Annotated in this window: 13 protein-coding genes and 1 tRNA gene; 9 read left to right on the top strand and 5 right to left on the bottom strand. The window is 69.0% G+C overall.

Annotated features, from left to right (window positions below):
• Positions 1-245 precede the first annotated feature (245 nt).
• From AORI_RS59290 to AORI_RS59275, 4 genes are all read left to right on the top strand, one after another.
• On the top strand, positions 246-2,462 hold the full coding sequence (locus AORI_RS59290; RefSeq protein ID WP_016334014.1) for a glycosyl hydrolase family 18 protein: 2,217 nt from the start codon (positions 246-248) through the stop codon (positions 2,460-2,462).
• Positions 2,463-2,529: 67 nt separating this feature from the next.
• Entirely contained in the window at positions 2,530-3,546 is a 1,017-nt protein-coding gene (locus AORI_RS59285; protein WP_420806980.1) for a lactonase family protein, read from the top strand.
• Between the two features lie 133 nt (positions 3,547-3,679).
• On the top strand, positions 3,680-4,849 hold the full coding sequence (locus AORI_RS59280; RefSeq protein WP_016334012.1) for an alginate lyase family protein: 1,170 nt from the start codon (positions 3,680-3,682) through the stop codon (positions 4,847-4,849).
• Between the two features lie 139 nt (positions 4,850-4,988).
• Positions 4,989-5,062: transfer RNA gene (locus AORI_RS59275), tRNA-Pro, on the top strand.
• A 61-nt stretch (positions 5,063-5,123) separates the two neighbouring features.
• On the opposite strand, the gene AORI_RS59270 is transcribed toward AORI_RS59275, so the two are convergent.
• Complete coding sequence (locus AORI_RS59270; protein WP_016334011.1) at positions 5,124-7,169, bottom strand: MDR family MFS transporter; 2,046 nt, start codon at positions 7,167-7,169, stop codon at positions 5,124-5,126.
• Positions 7,170-7,410: 241 nt separating this feature from the next.
• Between AORI_RS59270 and AORI_RS59265 the strand changes: the two genes are divergently transcribed.
• Positions 7,411-7,737: a hypothetical protein gene (locus AORI_RS59265; RefSeq protein WP_016334010.1), complete on the top strand. Its 327-nt coding sequence runs from the start codon at positions 7,411-7,413 to the stop codon at positions 7,735-7,737.
• Here AORI_RS59265 and AORI_RS59260 read toward each other — a convergent pair.
• Positions 7,704-10,520 carry an AfsR/SARP family transcriptional regulator gene (locus AORI_RS59260; RefSeq protein WP_043848098.1) on the bottom strand — a complete coding sequence of 939 codons (2,817 nt, stop codon included), beginning with the start codon at positions 10,518-10,520 and terminating at the stop codon, positions 7,704-7,706. The two genes, AORI_RS59265 and AORI_RS59260, sit on opposite strands and share 34 nt — an antisense overlap.
• 199 nt (positions 10,521-10,719) lie before the next feature.
• Here AORI_RS59260 and AORI_RS59255 point away from each other — a divergent pair, with 199 nt between their 5' ends.
• A complete protein-coding gene (locus AORI_RS59255) occupies positions 10,720-11,703 on the top strand; it encodes an ArsR/SmtB family transcription factor (RefSeq protein WP_016334008.1) in 984 nt (327 codons plus the stop codon).
• A gap of 48 nt (positions 11,704-11,751) precedes the next feature.
• On the opposite strand, the gene AORI_RS59250 is transcribed toward AORI_RS59255, so the two are convergent.
• Positions 11,752-12,114, bottom strand: coding sequence for a hypothetical protein (locus tag AORI_RS59250; RefSeq protein WP_016334007.1), 363 nt, complete (start codon positions 12,112-12,114; stop codon positions 11,752-11,754).
• Between the two features lie 161 nt (positions 12,115-12,275).
• Between AORI_RS59250 and AORI_RS59245 the strand changes: the two genes are divergently transcribed.
• The 3 genes from AORI_RS59245 to AORI_RS59235 all read left to right on the top strand — a co-directional run bounded on the left by AORI_RS59245 (position 12,276) and on the right by AORI_RS59235 (position 14,902).
• On the top strand, positions 12,276-13,544 hold the full coding sequence (locus AORI_RS59245) for a cytochrome P450 (RefSeq protein ID WP_043848816.1): 1,269 nt from the start codon (positions 12,276-12,278) through the stop codon (positions 13,542-13,544).
• Between the two features lie 12 nt (positions 13,545-13,556).
• On the top strand, positions 13,557-14,351 hold the full coding sequence (locus AORI_RS59240) for a CPBP family intramembrane glutamic endopeptidase (protein WP_016334005.1): 795 nt from the start codon (positions 13,557-13,559) through the stop codon (positions 14,349-14,351).
• Between the two features lie 131 nt (positions 14,352-14,482).
• Positions 14,483-14,902 (top strand): VOC family protein, encoded by a 420-nt coding sequence (locus AORI_RS59235; RefSeq protein ID WP_016334004.1) that lies wholly within the window; start codon positions 14,483-14,485, stop codon positions 14,900-14,902.
• 22 nt (positions 14,903-14,924) lie between these two features.
• On the opposite strand, the gene AORI_RS59230 is transcribed toward AORI_RS59235, so the two are convergent.
• Entirely contained in the window at positions 14,925-15,962 is a 1,038-nt protein-coding gene (locus AORI_RS59230; protein WP_228688375.1) for a YihY/virulence factor BrkB family protein, read from the bottom strand.
• A 68-nt stretch (positions 15,963-16,030) separates the two neighbouring features.
• Complete coding sequence (locus AORI_RS59225; RefSeq protein WP_016334002.1) at positions 16,031-20,371, bottom strand: cation-translocating P-type ATPase; 4,341 nt, start codon at positions 20,369-20,371, stop codon at positions 16,031-16,033.
• Positions 20,372-20,389 lie beyond the last annotated feature (18 nt).

Here is a 20,389-nt window from a genome sequence, read left to right as displayed (position 1 = left end):
GCGTCGCCACCGGGCGACGCCGCGGTTTTCGTTTCCACAGGGCGGTTTCGGCGCCGGATTTCGCCGAGCGCCCGGCAGGGCGATTCACAACCGACGAATCGGTCTAGACCTTTTATGCGCCCCGCGCTACATTCATCTGTGGTCTAGACCACACGCGCCATTAATCGAGCAGGTCAGTCTCGCCGCCTCTTTTGGAGAGAACCGCCATGAGACGCACCAGAAGAAGACTACTCAGCGCACTCACCGTGACACTCCTCGCCGCCGGGCTCCTCGTGGCCGCAGGTAATCCGGCGTCGGCGGCGGGCCGCCTCCGCGCCGCCTTCACCTTGGCCGGGAACACCGGTGAGTACACCGTCACGAACCCCAGCAGCGAAACCGTCGCCGACTGGTCCATCACCTTCACCGTGCCCGCCGGCGTGACCGCCACGAGCGGCTCGCACGCCACGGTTTCCCAGTCGGGCAACCAGGTCACCCTCACCCCGGCGTTCTACATCAAATCGCTCGCGCCGGGCCGTTCGACCTACCCCTACAGCCCGTCGTTCCAGCTCAGTTCCGGGGTCAACCCGACCACGTGCCGGATCGACGACGCCAACTGCGACGGCTCCGGCGACACCCCGCCGTCGACCCCGGCCAACCTGCGTCTCGTGGCGAAGACGACCACGACCGCCGCGCTGGCGTGGAACGCCGCGGCTCCCGGCTCGCTGCCCGTCGTCGGCTACGACGTCTACCAGGGCACCACGCTGGCGGCCTCGGTCACCGGAACCGAAGCGAGGATCACCGGGCTGACGCCGAACACGGCCTACAGCTTCACCGTCGTCGCCAAGGACCGGAAGGACGCCAAGTCGCCGCCCACCCCGGCGCTGGCGGTGACCACCAACAACCCGAGTGACGACACCCAGGCTCCGACGGCGCCGTCGAACCTCCGCTCGACCGCGGTCACCTCGGGTTCGATTTCGCTGGCGTGGAACGCGTCCACCGACAACACCGGCGTCGTCTCCTACGACGTCTACCGCGGCACGACCCTCGCCACCACCGTCACCGGCACGACCGCGACGGTCACCGGGCTTTCACCGTCCACTTCGTACTCTTTCACGGTCAAAGCCCGTGACGGGTACGACAACGTCTCCGCGGCGAGCGCGGCCGTCAGCGCCCGCACCGGCGACATCGTGAACGGCTACGCCCGGGTCGGCTACTTCGTGCAGTGGGGCATCTACGGCCGCCAGTTCTTCGTCAAGAACCTGGTGACCAACGGCTCGGCCGCCAAGCTGACTCATCTGCTGTACGCCTTCGGGAACATCGACCCGGTCAACCACACCTGCCTTTCGGGTGTCACCAAGGGAACGACGTCCAACCCGCAGGACCCGAACCAGGGCGACGGCGCGGGCGACGCGGAAGCCGACTACTCGCGGCCGATGTCCGCGGCCCAGTCCGTCGACGGTGTCGGCGACACCGGCTGGGAGACGCTGCGCGGCAACTTCAACCAGCTGAAGAAGCTCAAGGCCAAGTACCCCAATCTGAAGGTGCTCATCTCCCTGGGCGGCTGGACCTACTCGAAGTACTTCTCCGACGTCGCGGCCACGCCCGCCTCGCGGCAGAAGTTCGTCGCGTCGTGCATCGACACGTACCTGAAGGGCAACGTGAAGGCGTACGGCGGCGCCGGCGGGCCGGGCACGGCCGCGGGCATCTTCGACGGTATCGACATCGACTGGGAGTGGCCGGGCAGCCCCGACGGGCACCCCGGGAACCACTGGAGCGCCAACGACAAGACGAACCTGACCGCGCTGCTGGCCGAGTTCCGGACGCAGATGGACGCCTACGGCGCGACCACCGGCAAACGGTACGAACTGCAGGCGTTCACCCCCGCCGACCCGGCGAAGGTGAAGGGCGGCTGGGAGATCCCGAAGATCTTCGATTACCTCGACGTCGCGAACGTGCAGGGTTACGACTTCCACGGCTCGGGCAGCGACAACTCGTGGGAGCCGAACCGCACCGGCCATCAGGGGAACCTCTACGCCGACGCGGACGACCCGTACAACTTCAAGTTCAGCGTGGAGTCGGCGATCAACGCCTACACCGAAGCCGGTGCCAATCCACGGAAACTGACCCTCGGGCTCGCCTTCTACGGCAGAGGCTGGCAAGGGGTCGCGGACGGCGGGAAGAAGGGCGAATGGCAGAGCGCGACCGGTGCCGCGCCAGGCCAGTTCGCCGAGGAAGCAGGTACTCGTGGCTACGCGAATCTCTTGGCCAGTGTCCCCAACTGCGCCGTCCAGCACGACACCGCGGCCGTGGCCACGTCGTGCTACACCGGCAACGGCGGGCAATGGTGGACCTTCGACGACGCCTGGTCCATCCAGCAGAAGGTCGCCTGGCTCAAGACGAGAGGACTGCTCGGGGTCATGGCCTGGGAGATGTCCGGTGACACCGGATCCCTTATGACCACAGTGGACAACTCGCTGAAGTGACGCACCCGGCCCTCGCGCGTGGTGAGCCACGCGCGAGGGCTTCACCTCCGCCCCAGCTTGCTGCACAGTGTGCTTCGTGACTACAGCGAACCAGGTGCTCATCGTCGGCTCCTACACCGCCGCGAGCGACGGTCGCGGCGAGGGCATCGGCACGTTCCGGCGCGACGCGTGGACCGGGGAACTGACCCCGGCGGGCTCGCTCGCGCTGGATTCGCCGAGCTGGCTGACCCCGCATCCCACCCTCCCGGTGCTCTACGCCGTCAACGAGACGGCCGAAGGCGCGATCACCGCCGTGGCGGTCGCCGAGGACGGGACCCTGTCGGTCCTGAACACGCTGCCGACCGGCGGGGCGGATCCATGCCATCTGTCGGTCACGCCGGACGGCCGGTTCCTGCTGTGCGCCAACTACAGCGGCGGCAGCCTGGCCGCGTTCGCGCTGGGGCCGGACGGGGTGCCCACCGTGCGGACGGCGCTGGTCCAGCACGAAGGCGGCGGCCCGAACACCGACCGGCAGGAAGCCGCGCACGTCCACATGGCCGTCGTCGACGAGACGGGCACGCTGGTCAGCGCGGTCGACCTGGGCACCGACGAGATCCGCAGCTATCGCCTCGGCGAGGAAGGCGAACTGATCCCCGTGTCGGTGTCGACGCTGCCCGCCGGGACCGGCCCACGGCAACTGGTCCGGCGTCCCGGCACGAACCACGCGTACGTCGTCGGCGAACTGGCCGCCTCACTGGTGACGGTGCGCGAAGAGCCGCCGGGCACGTTCACCGTGGAGAGCTCCGTTCCGGCGACGCTCGAACCCGGCGGCGAGAACCTCCCGGCACAGCTCGTCCTGCACGAAGACCGGCTGTTCCTGTCGAACCGGGGCCCCGAGAAGATCACGGAGTTCGCCTTCGACGGTGTGGCTGTGGCCGACCACGGCACCGGCGAATGGCCACGGCACTTCTCCATCGTCGGCGAACACGTTTATGTCGCCGCGCAGAGCGGGGACGCGATCCAGGCCTACGAACGCGCGACCTGGCGCCTGATCGGCACTTATCCGATCGGGAGCCCGGCCTTCGTCGGGCTTTGGCCGCATTGATTCATTCAGCCCGCTGAACGGGGCGGGCCTTCTTTATTTTTGAGGCGAATAAAGGTCTTGACGCAACTGGTTCAGACCATGACACTGAACCCACGCCGCCGGTGACCTGGCTCACACCCGTCCGAGGAGAACCATGTCCCTACCGAGGAAACTGCTCGCCCTGGCCACGCTCGTCCCGTTGGCGCTAAGCCTTTTCAGCGCTCCCACCCAAGCCGCGCCCGCCACCTTCACCCACCCCGGCGTGCTGGTCAGCCGCCCGCAACTGGACTTCGTCCGCGCCAAGGTCCAGGCCGGTGCGCAACCGTGGAAGCAGGCCTACGACGCGATGATGTCGAGTTCGTACGCCTCGTTGTCCCGGTCACCGAAACCGCGCGCCATCGTCGAATGCGGTTCCTATTCGAATCCGAACATCGGCTGTACCGATGAACGGCAAGACGCGATCGCCGCGTATTCCCTTTCGCTGGCGTGGTACATCACGCGCGACGCGAAATACGCGACCAAAGCGATCGAGATCATGGACGCGTGGTCGGCGGTGCTGAAGGATCACACGAACAGCAACGCTCCCCTGCAGTCGGCGTGGTCGGCCTCCTCGTGGCCGCGCGCCGCGGAGATCATCAAGCACACCTACACGGGCTGGCCGAACTCCGGCCGCTTCGGCACCATGCTCCGGAACGTGTACCTGCCCGAGGTGATCAACGGCAGTCACAGCAACGGGAACTGGGAACTCAGCATGACCGAGGCCGCGATCGGCATCGCCGTGTTCCTCGACGACAAGACGGTCTACGACAAGGCCGTCGCGAAGTTCCGCACCCGCGTCCCCGCCTACCTCTACCTGACCAGCGACGGCGCACTCCCGAAGACCGCGCCCGGCAGCGGGCTGGACACCCGCGACAAGATCGTGAAGTACTGGCAAGGCCAGACGACGTTCGTCAACGGTCTCTCCCAGGAGACCTGCCGGGACTTCACCCATACCGGTTACGGCCTCGCCGCCATCGCGAACTTCGCCGAGACCACCCGCATCCAGGGCCAGGACCTCTATCCCGAGATCGCCGACCGCCTTCGCGAAGGCCTCGGCTTCCACGCGAAGTACCAGATGGGCGCCGCGGTCCCGTCATGGCTGTGCGGCGGCAGCCTGAAGCTCGGCCTCGGCCCGATCACCGAGGTCGGGTACAACCACCTCCACACCCGCCTCGGGCACACCATGAGCAACACGGAGGCCCTCACCCTGCGTCAACGCCCGGCGGGCACCAACAACCTGTTCGTCGCCTGGCAGACCCTCACACACGCCGGCAACCCTCAGTGACCCCGTGAGGGCCGCCCGAATGCGGCAGGGCGGCCCTCACGGACCGTTTTCCCAGCTCAGGCACACAGTGACCCCTGGTTGCAAGCCCCTGTTCGGGACCCGCTAAAGTACTCACATCGCACTCCACGGAGCGCGGGTCCGGGCTGTGGCGCAGTTTGGTAGCGCACTTGACTGGGGGTCAAGGGGTCGCAGGTTCGAATCCTGTCAGCCCGACGGACGAAGCGGGTTTCCGCAGCTCACCAGCTGCGGGAACCCGCTTTTTCATGTGGTCGGCTCAGACGACCGCGGCGTGTTTCCCGCTGGGCTGGTCTTCGGCGGCTTGATCCAGGATGCGGTTCGCGACCCGGCCGAGCGCCGCGTCCAGTTCGTCTTGCCCTTCCAGGCCCCAGTCCCGCAGCCGTTCGGCCAGCCAGGCTTTCCAAGCCCGGATGAGCTTTTCGAGTTCGGCGCGTCCTGCCTCCGTGGTGGCCCATCCCCCGGATTTGAACGTCAGGTGGCCGGTGAATTCGAGGCGCGCGAAGGCGGCTTCGAACACCTCTGGCGGGACGCCGTAACGATCGCCGATCGCGGACAGGGACGTCGGTTTGTTCCGGCGTTCCCGCAGGCGAACCTGCCCAAGGCACCACAATCCGCCGGCGTCGAGCTCGCAGCCGGACTTCATGATGACACCCGCCGAGGCCGCCTTCCCGTCACGCGCCAGCAAGCGGCCGACGGCTCGCTCGAGATCCTGATCCCCGTTGCCCGGCTCCGGCATCGCGAAACCGTCGCCGAGGTCCGGTGCGGCCGCCCGTGAGGTGTCCCGCAGCGGAACCTCCTTGAGGAAGAACGCCAATACCAGCGCGACGAGCCCGACCGGTGCGGCGTAAAGGAAAACCGTGTGCAGGGAATCGCCGTACGCCTGGATGTAGGGCGCCGAAACCGAATCCGGCAAGGCGTGGAGCGCGTTCGGGACCTGGACGGCCCTGGGGTCGATCCCGGGCGGCAGCGGATGTTCCGCACCCGCCGCGGCCATGTTCGGCGCCAACTGGTTGGCGTAGATCGTGCCGAAGACGGCCGCACCGAAAGAAGAACCCAAGGACCGGAGGAAGGTCACCCCGGACGTGGCGACGCCCAGATCGCGGTAGTCGGCGGTGTTCTGCACGACGATGACCAAAACCTGCATGCTCAGGCCGATTCCCAGGCCCAGTACGGCGAAGTAGAGGGACATCTCCCAGAACCCGCTGGTCGGGGTCAGCCGCGAGAGCAGGTACAGGCCGAGCGTCAGCCCGATCCCGCCGGCGATCGGGAAGATCTTGTACCGCCCTGTCCGGCCGACCACGTTGCCCGCGAACACACCGGCCACCAGCAGCGCGATCACCATCGGCAGCATCCGCACACCCGAACTGGTCGCCGAGATGCCGTGGACGTACTGCAGATAGGTCGGCAAGTACGACAGCGCACCGAGCATCGCGAAGCCGACGACGAAGCTCAGGATCGCCGAAACGGTGAACACGGGGTTCCGGAACAACCGCATCGGCAAGGTCGGTTCCTTCGCGCGCTTCTCCGCGAAGACGAACAGCACCAGCAGGATCACCGAGCCGATCCACATCCCGATGATAGTCGGCGAACCCCACGCGTACTGTGTACCGCCCCAGCTGGTGACCAGTGTCAGGCCGGTCGCGGCCAGTCCGATCAGCAGGATGCCGAGATAGTCGATCACCGGCCTCGCCACGGACTTGACGCTCGGCATCGCGCTCGCCGCCACGATCAGTACCAGGACGGCGATCGGGACGTTGACGTAGAAGGCCCATCGCCACGAAAGGTGGTCCACGAACAGCCCGCCCAGCATCGGGCCGAGCACCGTGACGACACCGAAGACCGAACCGAGGATGCCCTGGTACTTGCCCCGCTCGCGCAGGGGCACCACGTCGGCCACGAGCGCGGTCGCGGTGACCATCAGGCCGCCCGCGCCCAGGCCCTGGACCGCGCGCGCCACGATGAGCCAGATCATGTCGCCGGCGAACCCGCAGAAGAACGACCCCACCGTGAACACGATCACCGACAGCTGGAACATCAGCTTGCGGCCGAACAGATCGCCGAGCTTGCCGACGACGACGGTCATGATCGTCTCGGCGAGCAGGTAGGAGGTGATCACCCACGACAGATGCCCTGCGCCGCCGAGATCCCCGACGATCGTCGGCAGCGCGGTGCCCACGATCGTCTGGTCGAGCGCCGCGAGCAACATCCCGAGCATGACCGCCGCGAACACCGCGTTCCGGCGTTTGCGGCTCAGGACCGGCGGGGCGGCGTCCGGCCCGCCGACCTCGGCGGTCGTGGTCATCGAGCCTCCCTCACGTCGGGCACTCAACGTAAGACAGCCCCAGGGCACGGCGCACTTCGATGATCACTCGATCCGGTGGTGCTCGCGAGGTCCGAAAAGGACTGTCCATCGCGCCGGCTTCGGGAAGCAGTCCCCTTGGTGCTGGGAATCTGCGAGGAGCCTGCAAGGCCGGGCTCTTACGTTCTGTCCTGTGGTCGTCCACGCGGTCACGCACTGTCGTCTCAGCACAGGAGGTCTTCCCTTGAAACGTCTCGCAACCGCCATCTTCATCGGCGCCGCGGCGATCGCCCTGCCCGCCACCGCCGAAGCGGCACCCGGGTCCGCGCTGATCACCTGCGGCACGTACGACGAGGACCGGGGTGATCACCTGGCCTACTTCTATGGCAACTGCAACAGTGGTGGCAAGGAGGTCGTCGTCCAGGTGTGGAAGAGCTGGAACGGCGTGCAGAAGATCTACCAGCACGACATCTGCGTCGCGCCGCACGAGGTGGGGCATCTCGGGAACTCGCCCAAGGACGCCGCGCCTTCGTACGGCTATTTCGGCAAGAACACCGGCCGGGCCTGCTGACCGGAGCGGTCGCGAACCTGGCCCCGATCCGGCTCGGACATCGGTGACAGTTCGCGGAGATGACCGCGCACGACGTCCGCCATCGGGTCGGCGAGGATGCCGAGCACCGGGAGGGCTTCTTCCCAAGCGTTCCTGGCCTGCTCCGGATCGTCGTCGGCCCGGCGGGCGTACCCCAGGTCTACGAGTGCCGCCGCCAGTTCGAGCTGATCGCCGCTTTCGCGCAGCGAAACCACCGCCTCGTCGAAGGCGGCGAGCGCCTCTTCGGGGCGGCCCATACAGCGGTACAGCCTGCCGAGATTGGTGAGGGTGACACCTTCTCCCCAGCTGGAGCGGAGTTCACGATGCAAGCGCAACGCGTCGGTACAGCAGCCCAGCGCCGCTTCGTGCTCGGCCAGTACCCGATGGGCTCCGCCCAAGCTGTTCAACGCGACCGCCTCGCCCCAGGTATCCCCAAGCGCGCGCGAGGACTCGACGCAACGACGGAATACCCCGACGGCGTCCTCCGGTGTTCCCGCGGCCACCAGCACCTCGCCGAGGGTGTGGAGGATCGCGCTCTCCCGTCGGTGTTCGCCGGTCTCACGGCACTGTGTCATCGCGTGCCGCAGTGTCCGCTTCGCGTCTTCGCATCGGCCGGTCCAGTATTGAAGTGTTCCCAGGGCGTGCAGAATCCGTGTCTGGCCGGGCTGCACGGTTCCGCTCTGCCCGGTGGGCGGGCGACCGGGGCGGAGCAGTTGCACCCAGTCTTCGAGCGACACCCGGCCGTGGTGGGTAGCCGTGTCCGTGCTCGATGCCAGGCTGAGACTCGTCTGATCGACGTGGGACCAGTCGACGAATTCCTCGTAACCGCTGAAGTCACGGACGAGCCCTTTCGGCGTGGCGAGACGGATGCCGTCCCGGTCGCCGGGAAAGAACCGCCGGTACGCCGCCGTCATGGTGTTCACGTAGTACTCGAGCACCCGCGACTGCGCCCCCTTACGGTCCGGCTGTGACTCGCTCGCGAGTCCCTGATCGCGCGCATAGGCACGCAGCAGGTCGTGGAACTGGTACCGCTCGGCGTTGACCTGCTGGATCAGGCTCGCGTCGACCAGTGACTCCACGTGCCGCTCGGCGTCGTCGGGTGAGGTGCCGAGCAGCGCGGCCGCCTCGAAGCGATCCACGTCCGGACCCAGATGGAGACCGAGAAGGTGAAAGGCCCGCTTCGAGTCGGGCGGAAGCCGGCCATACGACAGAGCGAACGCCGCGGCGACACTGCGGCTGCCCGAACGCAGCCGCGGCACGACGTCGCGTTGGTCGCTGAGCCTGCGGCGCAGTGCCGTCACCGGCAGGGACCGGGACAGCCGGGCTCCGGCGATCCGGATGGCCAGCGGCAATTCCCCGCACAGCCGTACGGTTTCCGCGATCGCCGCGCGGTCGGACTCGGCACCGCGTGCGGCCGCGATCCGGGTGAGCAGCCTGCCCGCGTCGGCGGGCGAAAGCGGATCGAGCGTGAGCTGGTGGGCGCCGTCGAGGTCCAGCAGGCGATGCCGGCCGGTGATCATCACGGCGCAGCCCGGTCCGGCCGGAAGCAGGGACTCGACGCGCACGCCGTCCCCCACGTTGTCCAGCACCACGAGCGCCCGCCGCTCGGCAAGGGCGTCGCGCCAGAGCATGGCCCGCGTCTCCGTGTTCTCCGGTATCGCCTCCGCGGGGACACCGACGGCACGAAGCAAAACGTGGAGCGCGTCATGGGCGTCTCGCGGTTGCAGACCCGGCGTGTGCCCGTACAGGTCGATGTAGACCTGCGCGTCCGGGTACCGGTCCGCCAGCGAATGCGCCACATGGACGGCGAACGCTGTCTTCCCGACCCCGGCCATCCCGTCGACGGCGACCACCACCGGCGACGTCCGGTCGGCGCTCGGCGTACACAGTTCCGTGATGAGGCTCGTCTCGGCCTGGCGTCCGGTGAAGTCCGCGACAGCGGGCGGCAGTCCGCGCAACCCGGCGGTCCTGGGACTCCACGCTCCGACTTCGTCCCCCGTGGCTTCGTCCTGGAGCCGTGGCACCGGGTCGGCCTGCTCCAGCACCCTCCGATGTGCCTGCCGCAGCCGTGTTCCCGGCTCGACCCCCAGTTCCGCCACCAGGAGTTCACGGGTCTGGCGGAAGACGTCCAGCGCCGCGGCCTGCCTGCCCGACCGGTCCAACGCCACCATGAGCTGCTCGCACAGCGACTCCCGCAGCGGGTGGGAGGTGCGCAACCGCTGTAGTTCGGCGATCACATCGGCGTGGTTTCCCAGCTCCAGTTCGACCGCGAGGCGTTCCTCCTGCACCGCCAACCGGGTCTCCGCCAGCGCGTCGGCGTTGGTCCGGGCGAACGGCCCCGGCACTCCCGCGAACGGGCTGCCTCGCCACAGTTTCATCGCGGAGTCGAACTCGACCACGGCTTCCGCCAACCGGCCGGCCGCCACGGCTTCGCGCCCCAGCGCCACATGGTCGTCGAACACGTCGAGGTCGAGTTCGCCCGGATCGACCCGGATCCGGTAGCCGCCCGCTTCCGAAACCAGCCTGTCACCGCGTTCGGCCGCGGCGAAAGCGCGCCGGAGGCGGGACACGTACGTGCGCATCGTGTCCACGGCCGTGGGCGGCGGCTCCTCGCCCCAGATGGCATCGACCAGCGAACCCAGGCCGACCACCCGGTTCGCGTTCACCAGCAGCGCGGCCAGCACGGCCTGAGAACGCGGTCCGCCCAGTTCGATCCGCCCCAGCGTCCCCCACGCCCCGACCGGACCGAGAATCCCGAACCGCACCGCGCCCCCCAAGACACCGCCGAAGATTCCTCTATACCGCAGCCCGGCAGGAGGGCACAAATGGATTAACGCGGGCGTGCGGTGTTCAGCGGGATCGAGATTGCGCTTGCTATCTCCTTTCCATTCCGGTGCGATGCCGCCGCCTTACCGTTGCCGGCACGACCGAGGGCTTCCTCGTCCCGAAAGGCGACGCACCGAAATGCCTCTGCACATTCATTTCTCGGCCGCCGATCTGGCCCGTGTCACCCTCGCGACCGAGCCGGATCCGTTATGGGAAGTGCTCCTGAGCCTGCACGTCCTGCAAAGCCCGGCGGTGGAACCGCGCCATGAACGCTGGCGAGCGGGTCTGACGCTGAGCCCCGCCATGCGGGGCCTGTTCGACCTGGCGCCACCACGGGGCTATTCACCGGATTTCCTCACACCGGCGGAATCGGCGGCGGGCCTCGAAAGCGGGCTCGCCGCACTGCGGCGCACGCCGCGTCATCGCCTGCGGACCGAACTCGCGCGGCTCGCCGGGCGTGCGATGCCGTCACGGTGGGCCGCCAGGCTGGCCTCAGGCGACCACACCGCCTTGACCGACCTCACGCGCGGGCTCGCCGACTACCACCGCACGGCCGTGGAACCATCCTGGACGCGGATCGAGCACCACGTACGTGACGACGCCGCCGCTCGGACGCGGATCCTGGTGTCGCGAGGGACGGGCGGCTTGCTGGGGTCCCTGCATCCAGCACTCACCTGGCGTGGTGACTCGCTCGAACTGGACGGCGACCACCTCGCCCGGGACCTGCGTCTCGGCGGCCGGGGCTTGCGCTTGCTGCCGTCGTTCTTCTGCCACGGACGGCCGACGGTGCTCGCGGACCCGGCCCTGCCACCCGTGCTCGTCTTCCCCGCGACCACACGTCCGGCGCCGGTCACCTGTCCTGCCACGGTGAGTGGCACGGACGCGAAGCGGCTGGAGGACCTGCTCGGGCCGACCCGCGCCGGGACACTCCGCGCCGTCGGCGACGGCTGCACGACGACGGAACTGGGCCGGCGGGCGGGCGTCACCGTCTCCGTGGCGAGCTATCACGCGTCGATCCTGCGCTCGGCCGGGCTGATCACCACCGAGCGGGCCGGACCGGCGGTACGTCATCGGCTGACCCGCTTGGGAGCGGACCTCCTCGGCCACCGATTCCCGGCGTGAAAAGCGCGGGGCCGCCGCCGCGGTTCGGAGGCGGCCCCTGGTGCACGATCAGTCGATGTTCACCTTGTAAATGGTGCAATCGCCGAGCGATTCACTCTGCCACGCGATGAATCGCTTGGCGGGGTAATACGTCCCGTGGCATTCGTGCCAGAAGTATCCGGAGTTCGCTCCCGACTGCCAGTGAACGGTGTTGAACGAGCGCGCGAGACTCGACCCGGAGTTCGCGTAACACGTCCAGGAGCCGTTCTTGTTCTTGGCGGCGAAGAAATCCGCCGGGCCCGCACAGGGCCACGCGTCGGTCTGCACTCCGGCCTCGGAGGCACCCGCCGGAGCGGCCGCGATCGAAACCGCGGCGAAAAGCGCCGCCGCACCGGCGACGACCCCCGTCATCCACCTGCTCGGAACCTTCATTCCCCATTCCTTCCCTCGGTTTCCCTTGCCGATCGAACATAACCGGACGGAGAATCCCGCTCCAAGCCTTTCCATTACCGTTCAAAAGCACCCGCCTCAATGGCACTGCAAGGAATTTGCCATGTGCTCGTCGTAGATTCCGCTGACGCCAGGAGGAAATGATGAACGCCTTAAGTCCCGCCGACGCACTGCGAATCGGTGCGCAGATCCAGGTCTCCAAAACCGTCAGCCGGCTGCTCGGCGGGTTCGGCGATCTCCTCGTGCAGGTAGAGCATCCGAAATGGCGGGAAGACCCGTACCCGTTGTACGAGCGGATAAGGGCGAAAGGCCCGCTGTACCGCGGTCTGAGCGGGTCGTGGGCCACGGCTTCCTTCGCGCTGTGCGACCAGGTCCTGCGGGATCGCCGGTTCGGCATGAAGTACGCGGACGGCACGCCCGCGCTCACCGGCGCGCTGGGCATGGTGTCCCAGACCTACCCGGAGAGCTTCCTCGACCTGGATCCACCCGATCACACCCGGCTGCGCAGGCTCGCCGCGCCCTCGTTCAAGCCAGGGCGGATGGACCGCTACCGGCCGACGGTGCAGGCGGTGGTGGACTCTCTGCTGGCCAAGGTGGCCGGGCAGGAGACCTTCGACCTCGTCGGAGATCTGGCCGCGCCACTTCCGATCACGGTCATCAGTGACCTGCTCGGTATCCCGGCCGCCGATCGATCCGTCTTCGCCGAATACGGCACTTTGATCGGTGAAGGCCTCAGCGGTGTGCACTCGGTCCGGCAAGCCGAACGACTGATCACCGTCGGCGAGGACCTCGTCGTGTTGTTCGACCGGCTGCTTCACGAACGGACGGCGATTCCCGGCGACGATGTGATCAGCGATCTCGCGGCCGCCGTCGGGGACGGAAGGATGACCGCACGGGAGTTGCACGGCACCGCGTTGCTGTTGCTGATCGCCGGTTTCGAGACCACGGTCAACCTGATCGGCAACGGCGTGCGGGCACTGCTGGGGCACCCCGAGCAGTGGGAGTCGCTGTGCTCGGATCCGAGCCTCGCCGCCGCCGCGGTGGAGGAAGCCTTGCGTTACGACCCTCCGGTGCAGGCTTCTCTGCGGATCGCGCACACCGAGGTGGAACTGGCCGGGCGCAGGATCAGGCCGGGCCGGTTCGTCGCCGTGCTGCTGGCCGCGGCCAACCGTGATCCGGAGGTGTACGAAAGGCCGGGCGAATTCGACATCTCCCGGTCCGGCGCATCGGACCACCTGGCGTTCTCCAGCGGATTACACTATTGCCTCGGCGCCAAGCTGGCGCGTATCGAAGCCGAAATCGTCTTCCGCACCCTCGCGGAGCGGAGGCCACACCTGCGCCAGGCAGGTCCGCTTCGACGCCGGGAAGGCAATTCCATCCGTGGCCTGAGCCACTTTCCGGTCACGGCCTGAGGTCGCCGTTTCATGCCTCATACGACGCGAACCGAGCCGCGGACCGCCACGGTGGCGGCCTGCCTCCTCATGGCGGCGCCGGTCTTGCCCGGCACGCCGTGGTTCTCCCTCGTCGTCGCCGCCGGGCTCGTCGCATCCCTGGTGGCGGCCGTGCGGAGCCGTTCCGCGCCAGGCATCCGCGCCGTGGCCGTCGCCGCCGCCGTCTCGGCCGTGTTCCATGTGACGATCCTCCTGGACTGGCCCCCGGCCGTGCGGATCGCCCTCGCGCTCGTCGTCGTGTTCGGTTTACCGGCTGGACTCGGCCGGCTCCAGTCGATCGGGACGGCGTACGGCTGGCTCGAACCGGGCCGGCCGACCTGGCCGCTCGCCGCTGCCGTCGTGGTCCTGATCGTGGGCACCACGACGGCACTGGTCGGCTGGGCACGGTTCACGGATCCGGTGCTGCCCGGCTACATCCTCGCGGCGAAGAACAGTCCGCTTTGGCAGGTAGCCCTCGCCGTCATCGCTTTCTCCTTGTTCAACGCGGCACTGGAGGAGAGCCTGTTCCGGGGTGTACTGCTCGACGAGATGGCCACGATCTGGTCGGTACGAGCAGCCCTGATCGTCCAGGGTGTCGCGTTCGGGCTGTTCCACTTCAACGGGTTTCCGTCCGGCTGGACCGGAATGGTGATGGCCGGCGTCTGGGGCTACTTTCTGGGCGTCTTGCGTGTACGGAGCCGCGGGCTCCTGCTGCCGTACATCACGCACATCGGTGCCGACGCGACCATTGCCGTCATCACGGTGGCCGGCTTGTCGGGCCCCCCTTGATAAGCATCGAAGTACACAGATCACATCGGTTCGCGCGGCGGCCAGCCCGACGAAATTCACCTGAAAACAGCCTGAGACCGTGAGAAGGTGGTCGAGCTTGAAGGGATTCCGACGGACAAGGGCGTTGGTAGATGACGAGCAGGCTGGAATGGACGACGATCGACTGCGCGGACCCTCGACGGCTGGCCGAGTTCTGGTGCGGTGTCCTCGGGTACGTCGTCTACGAAGACAAGGGTGAGGTCGTCGGGATCGGGCCCGACCCCGAGGTTCCGGACGCGGAGCGGCTCGCCGATCTGCGCCGCGGGCCGGTTGTGCCGAGCATGTCGTTCGTCCGGGTGCCCGACGGCAAGAGCGGGAAGAACCGGGTGCATTTCGAGATCACCCCGATCGACGGCGACCAGCGCTCCGAGCTGGATCGGCTGCTCGCGCTCGGCGCGTCGACCGTGGACCTCGGCCAGGGGGAGAACCTCCCGTGGGTCGTGCTGGCAGACCCGGAGGGCAACGAGTTCTGCCTCGCGCGCAGCCTCGCGCCGGGCGAGTTCCAGCTGTAGCGACCGCTGTTGTCGCTCCACGTCACTCCTCACCGCCGCGGCCCTCCGCAACGGTCTTCGTCGTCACCTGCGCGGTGTCGTCGTCATCGAAGGCGCGGGTATCCCGCGGTGGCAGGAAAGGCTCCCGCTCGGAGGATTGCCCGGTCTCGATGCGCTGCCCCCGGGCGAGTTCGGCGTCGAACTCCGCCCCCAGCAGCACGGCGATATTGGAGATCCACAGCCACACCAGGAACACGATCACCCCGGCCAACGTGCCGTAGGTCTTGTTGTAGGAGCCGAAATTCCCCACATAGAAGGCGAATCCGGCCGAGGCCAGCACCCATACCACCACCGCCAGCACACCGCCGGGGCTCAGCCACCGGAATCCCGGATGTTTCACGTTGGGTGCGGCCCAGTACAACAAGGCGAACGCCAAACTCACCAGAAGCGCGATCACCGGCCATTTCGCGATATCCCACACCTGCACCCCGGCCGACCCGACCCCCAGCAGTTGCCCGGCCCGCTCGGCCACCCCACCGGTCGCCACCACACCCACCGCGCACACCGCCAGCAGCACCACGACCGCCAGGGTCAGAACCAGTCGCAGCGGCACCGTCTTCCATATCGGCCGCCCTTCCGGCATCTCGTAGATCGCGTTCGAGGCTCGCATGAACGCACCCACATATCCGGACGCCGTCCACAACGCCCCCGCGATACCCACGATGGCGACCGGTCCGGCCAGCCCTTGAGACCGGCCCACCTCCCGGATCGCGTTGACCAAGATCTCACGGCTCTGCCCGGGAACCAGCGTGTTGATGTTGTCGATCAGCGTCTGCGTCGCCGCCGGGCCCAGCAAACCGAGCATCGCGGTGAGCACCACGATCGCCGGGAAGATCGACAACACGCTGAAGTAGGTCAGCGTGGCGGCCCAGTCGGTCAAGTTGTCTCGCTGGAACTGCTTGACCGTCCGTTTCAGCACTTGCCACCACGAACGCTTCGACAGATCCGTCGGGCCTTCGGGTTCGTCCTCCCCCGCCCGATTCCCGGTGACGCCACCCTGCCGCACTCGTCGTCGCTCCACTGCGCTGCACCTCAGCTCACGATCAGCACTGCTCTTCACTCAAAGCCAGGTACCCCGCTCTCGCTTCGCTAGACCTCGGCCTCTCGATTTCCGAGCAGGAGGCCGCCCACGCTCGCCGCGCCCGCGCTGCCGAGGGCGATTCCCCAGCCGACCGGACCGAGCGGTGTGCATCCGAAGAACTGGCTGACCCCGGGGGTCTGGACCAGTATCGCCAGCAGTGCGGCGGAGCCCAGGCCGGCCGCGAGGACGGTGGCGTCGCGGCCGCCGACCGCCAGCGTCTGCCCGAGCTGGGTGCCGATCAGGGAGACGAGCGCGATCGTGCTCGCCCGTCGCCGCCTGCCGGTCAGCCTCGCGAGGGTCCACGCGGTGGACGCGCCGAGCGTCGTGGTCACCGCTCGCGTGGTGATGTCGCGCCGGAGCGCGTTCCCGAGCGACGCGCTGGGCCCCTCCCGCATCAATTCCGGTACGGATTCACCGTCTGGCCTGCTCAACGCGATCGCCAGTGCGGGCGCCAGGTCGGTGAGGAGGTTCATCAGCAGCAACTGGCGGGCGGTGAGCGGGGAGCGTCCGGTGACGACCGAGCCGAGTACGGTGAACGCGATCTCCCCCAGGTTCCCGCCGAGCAGGATGCCGAGCGCCTCGCGGACCGACGCCCACATCGCCCGGCCTTCCACCAGCGCGGCGACGATCGTCTCCAGCCGGTCGTCGGTCACCACGAGGTCCGCGGCCGCCCTGGCCGCGGCCGTGCCCCGCTGCCCGAGCGCGATCCCGACGTCGGCGAGCCGGATGGCGGGCGCGTCGTTCGCGCCGTCGCCGGTCATCGCGACGACCCGGCCACCGCGTTGGTAGGCCTGGATGATCCGGACCTTCTGCGCCGGGCTGCACCGGGCGATCACGTCGACGTCGGCGAGTTCCCGATCGAGCCCCTCGTCGTCGAGTTCCTCGATCTTCGCGCCGGTGAGCACCTTGGTGTCGCCGTTGCGGCCGGTGATCTCCTCCGACACGGCCTCGCCGGTGGCCGGGTGATCGCCGGTGATCATCACCGTGCGCACCCCCGCCTCGCGCAACCGATCGGCCGCCGGCGCGGCACTGTCCCGCACCGGATCCGCCAACGCGACGAAGCCGAGCAACCGGAGATCGGCGACGTCGTCCTCGGAAAGGTCCTTTGTGGACACGGTGCGCTCCGCGACGGCGAGGACACGGTGCCCGGCCGCGGCCAGGCGGCCGGCCCGTTTCTCCAGCCTGCCGCGGACACCCGCGCCCATCGGCCGATCGCCGTGCCGGGTGCACCGGGGAAGGACGATCTCCGGTGCGCCCTTCACACACACCACGTGCCGTTCGCCGAGCTTGCCGTTGGTCGCGTGGAATCCTCGCGACGGTTCGAACGGGACCGCATCGGTCTTCTCCCAGCCGCCGGCGTCCACGCCCGCGGTGATGCCGCCTTCGAGAATCGCTTGATCCGTGTGGTGCGGCAGTTCCTCGGGGTTCTCCGCCCGAGGCGTCGCGCGGACGGCCGCGGCCAGCACCGCCTGGTGGCTCTTCCGCAGCCGCCTCGGCGAGGCGGTGGTCTTACCGTCGTCGATCCGGTTGACGCTGAGCTTGCCCTCGGTGAGGGTGCCGGTCTTGTCGAAGCAGAGGACGTCGACCCGGCCGAGGGCTTCGATGGTGCGCGGATTGCGGACGAGCGCGCCGTGTTCGGCGAGTCGCCGGGCGGCCGCCAGCTGGGCCGCGTTCACCAGGAACGGCAGGCCTTCCGGGACCGACGCGACCGCGAGGTTCACCGCCGCCCCGACACTTTGCCGCAGCGGTACGCCCCGGAGCAGGCCGGCTCCCGCGACGGCCGCCGCCGAGCCGACCGCGACCGGCAAGGCCTGCTTGGTGAGCGATGCGAGCCGCGCTTCGACGCCGGTCTCGGGGGCGGCGGCGCGCGCCGCGGCCATTCCCCGGCCGACCTCGGTCTCGTCGCCGGTCGCCACGACGACGGCGGTCACCTTGCCCGCGGCGACCGTGGTGCCCTCGTACAGGATCGAGGCCCGTTCGGCGATCTCCGCCGCCACGACCGGCGCCGGGCTCTTCGGCACCGGCAGCGACTCCCCGGTCAGCGACGACTCGTCCAGCTCCGCGCCGGTCGCTTCGAGCACCCGGCAGTCCGCGGGTACGACATCGCCGGACCGCAGCGACACGACGTCACCCCGCACCAGATCGTCGGCGACGATCTGGTGCTCGGCACCGTCTCGTACGACGGTGGTCACCGTCGCGGACCGTTCGAAGAGCCCCGCCAGCGCGCGGTCGGTGTGCACCTGCTGCGCGCTGCCGATCAACGCGGACACCCCGACGATCCCGGCGACCAGCGCGGCGTCGACCGGTGACCCCACCGCGGCCGAAACCGCCGCACCTCCGGCCAGGACCGGGGTCAGCGGGTTGGCGAGCTCGGCCATGAACGCCTTCGCGATGCTCTTTCCCGCGTTGCCTTCCCCGCCCCCACGATCGGCGGGTGCCCGTCGCCGGGCCTCATGCTCGTCCAGCCCACGGGGGCTCGAGCCGAGCCGGTCGAGGACGAGGTCCGCGGGCATCAGGTGCCACGGCGGCGCGACACGGCCCGACGAGGGCGTCTTCCGCTCGCCGGTGAGGGAGCGGGCTCGCCAAATTCCGTCACTGAAAGCCATGAGTGCCCCGGCGTTCACCGCGCGGAGGCCGCTCGCGGCCGGGCGGCGCCGCGCGCTGAGGGCGGTCACGCCGCCGATTCCGCTGGCCGCGGTCGCGAACATGGTCGAGTCACGGACGACCGCCTTCGCGGCGGTGATCGCTTCGACGAGCAGGACGGCCGTGCCGACGTCGCGGCCGATCAGCACGTGTGCGCCCCACGGCGGCGGGGTCCCGTCCTCGTGCACGCCGACGCCGCAGTCGGCCGCTCCCAGCGCCCGGCGGTCATCGGAGACCAGCATGACCACACGTCCGCAGGCCTGGAGGTCGTGAACGGCGTCGAACACCGGGCCGTCGGTCTGGATCACCTGCAGCCCGGCGGCCTCGGCCGCGGACGCCAGCGCGTCCACGTCGGGTGAGCGCTCCTGCGCCACGGCGAGCAGACCGGCCGGCTGCCCGTCGCGGACCAGTCCCAGCACCAGGTGGGCCCCCTGGTCCAGCATCCGCTGCCGGTCGGGGAAGCCGGTGGCGTCCAGTTCGTCCACCGGACCGAGCGTCCACTCTCCGTCCCGCCGGACCACCTCGGGTTTCTGCGGGTCGAACAAGGCGAAGGCGGCGGCCGTCAGGTCCACCGGGTCACCGTCGGGCGAAGGAACCAGATCGCTGAGGATGTTCGCCCCGGCGCCGAGCGCCGTGGTGTCGATGACGATCGTGTCGAGCAGGTCGAGGCCGCGCAGCGCGGACCGGTCCATCACCAGCGCACCGCGGCGGGCGAGGACCTGGCCCAGCTGGGCGGCGAAGGCGGCCGTGCCGGTGGACGGGGCCTTGGGCAACGCGGAGATCCCGACCGCGGCGGCGCGCCTCGGCCCGACGAACGGCAGCGTCGCCGCGGCGGCCGCGGCACCGGCGGTGATCGACCGGCGCGCGTGACGATCGGCGGCGCTTTCCGGAAGCGGCCAGGGCCGTTCGCTCACCACCGAGTCGGCGCCCGCGTGTTCGCGCTGCCCGACCAGTGTGGATTCGGCCTCGCACCAGGCCCGCTGGTGCGCCTTGGCCTCCCGCCACTGGGTGCCGCGGAGCATGATGTCCAGGACCGTTCCCTCGCTGCGGGCCGCGAGACCATGGACCAGCGCCGCGCCGATGGAGGTCGCCGAATCTGCCCTTTCCCGTCCTCGCAGTTTCCGGTCCGCCAGGTCACGCAACCGCGGGTGCAGGTCGACCAGGGACGCCAGCGCCGCGACCTCCGTCGGCAACGGGGCCCACGGCATGATCTTCGTCGCCACCGACAGCATCAGCCCCGCGGCGTCCGCGGCGAGGGTGGACGGCAGCCGGGTCGCCGTGGTGCCGTCCGCCGGATGGTGCAGTTCGTCCTCTTCGACCCGCTCGGCTTCGGAAGCGGGTTCCGCCTCGGCTCGTTCGACCGCGCGGATCAGCTCCAGTCGCCGGGGCCCCGGATCCTTGACCGCGACGACCACCCGGGATGTCGGCGCGTTCACCTGGGCCCAGCGCACGCCGTGGATCTCCGCCAGGGCTCGTTCCACCCGCCGGGCGACGCGGGCGCCCTCCGATCCCTTCACGCCGTGCGTCTCGATGTAGAGCCTGCCGGGACACGACCAGACCGCCCGCCGCGGTCCCCGTCCCGGGATGCCTTCCAGCGGAAGAAGTGCCAACCCGGCCAGCCCCCTGGCGACCCGCCCCAGCGTCCGTGACGGTTTGGGGAAGGCGACACCCAGCACGTCCACGGTCTCCGGGTCCGTCCGCGGCATGCGGCATCCTCCTCGCGC

It is taken from the genome of Amycolatopsis keratiniphila, assembly GCF_000400635.2.
Lineage (GTDB): Bacteria > Actinomycetota > Actinomycetes > Mycobacteriales > Pseudonocardiaceae > Amycolatopsis > Amycolatopsis keratiniphila.
The sequence above is the reverse complement of the archived record's forward strand: the minus strand, read 5'-3'. Positions and strand labels throughout refer to the sequence as shown.

What these genes read in the sequence shown, in the direction of transcription:
- AORI_RS59280 (WP_016334012.1), top strand. Translation starts at nt 3,680, where the DNA reads ATGTCCCTACCGAGGAAACTGCTCGCCCTGGCCACGCTCGTCCCGTTG.
- AORI_RS59270 (WP_016334011.1), bottom strand. Translation starts at nt 7,169, where the DNA reads ATGACCACGACCGCCGAGGTCGGCGGGCCGGACGCCGCCCCGCCGGTC.
- AORI_RS59255 (WP_016334008.1), top strand. Translation starts at nt 10,720, where the DNA reads ATGCCTCTGCACATTCATTTCTCGGCCGCCGATCTGGCCCGTGTCACC.
- AORI_RS59250 (WP_016334007.1), bottom strand. Translation starts at nt 12,114, where the DNA reads ATGAAGGTTCCGAGCAGGTGGATGACGGGGGTCGTCGCCGGTGCGGCG.
- AORI_RS59245 (WP_043848816.1), top strand. Translation starts at nt 12,276, where the DNA reads ATGAACGCCTTAAGTCCCGCCGACGCACTGCGAATCGGTGCGCAGATC.
- AORI_RS59240 (WP_016334005.1), top strand. Translation starts at nt 13,557, where the DNA reads ATGCCTCATACGACGCGAACCGAGCCGCGGACCGCCACGGTGGCGGCC.
- AORI_RS59235 (WP_016334004.1), top strand. Translation starts at nt 14,483, where the DNA reads ATGACGAGCAGGCTGGAATGGACGACGATCGACTGCGCGGACCCTCGA.
- AORI_RS59225 (WP_016334002.1), bottom strand. Translation starts at nt 20,371, where the DNA reads ATGCCGCGGACGGACCCGGAGACCGTGGACGTGCTGGGTGTCGCCTTC.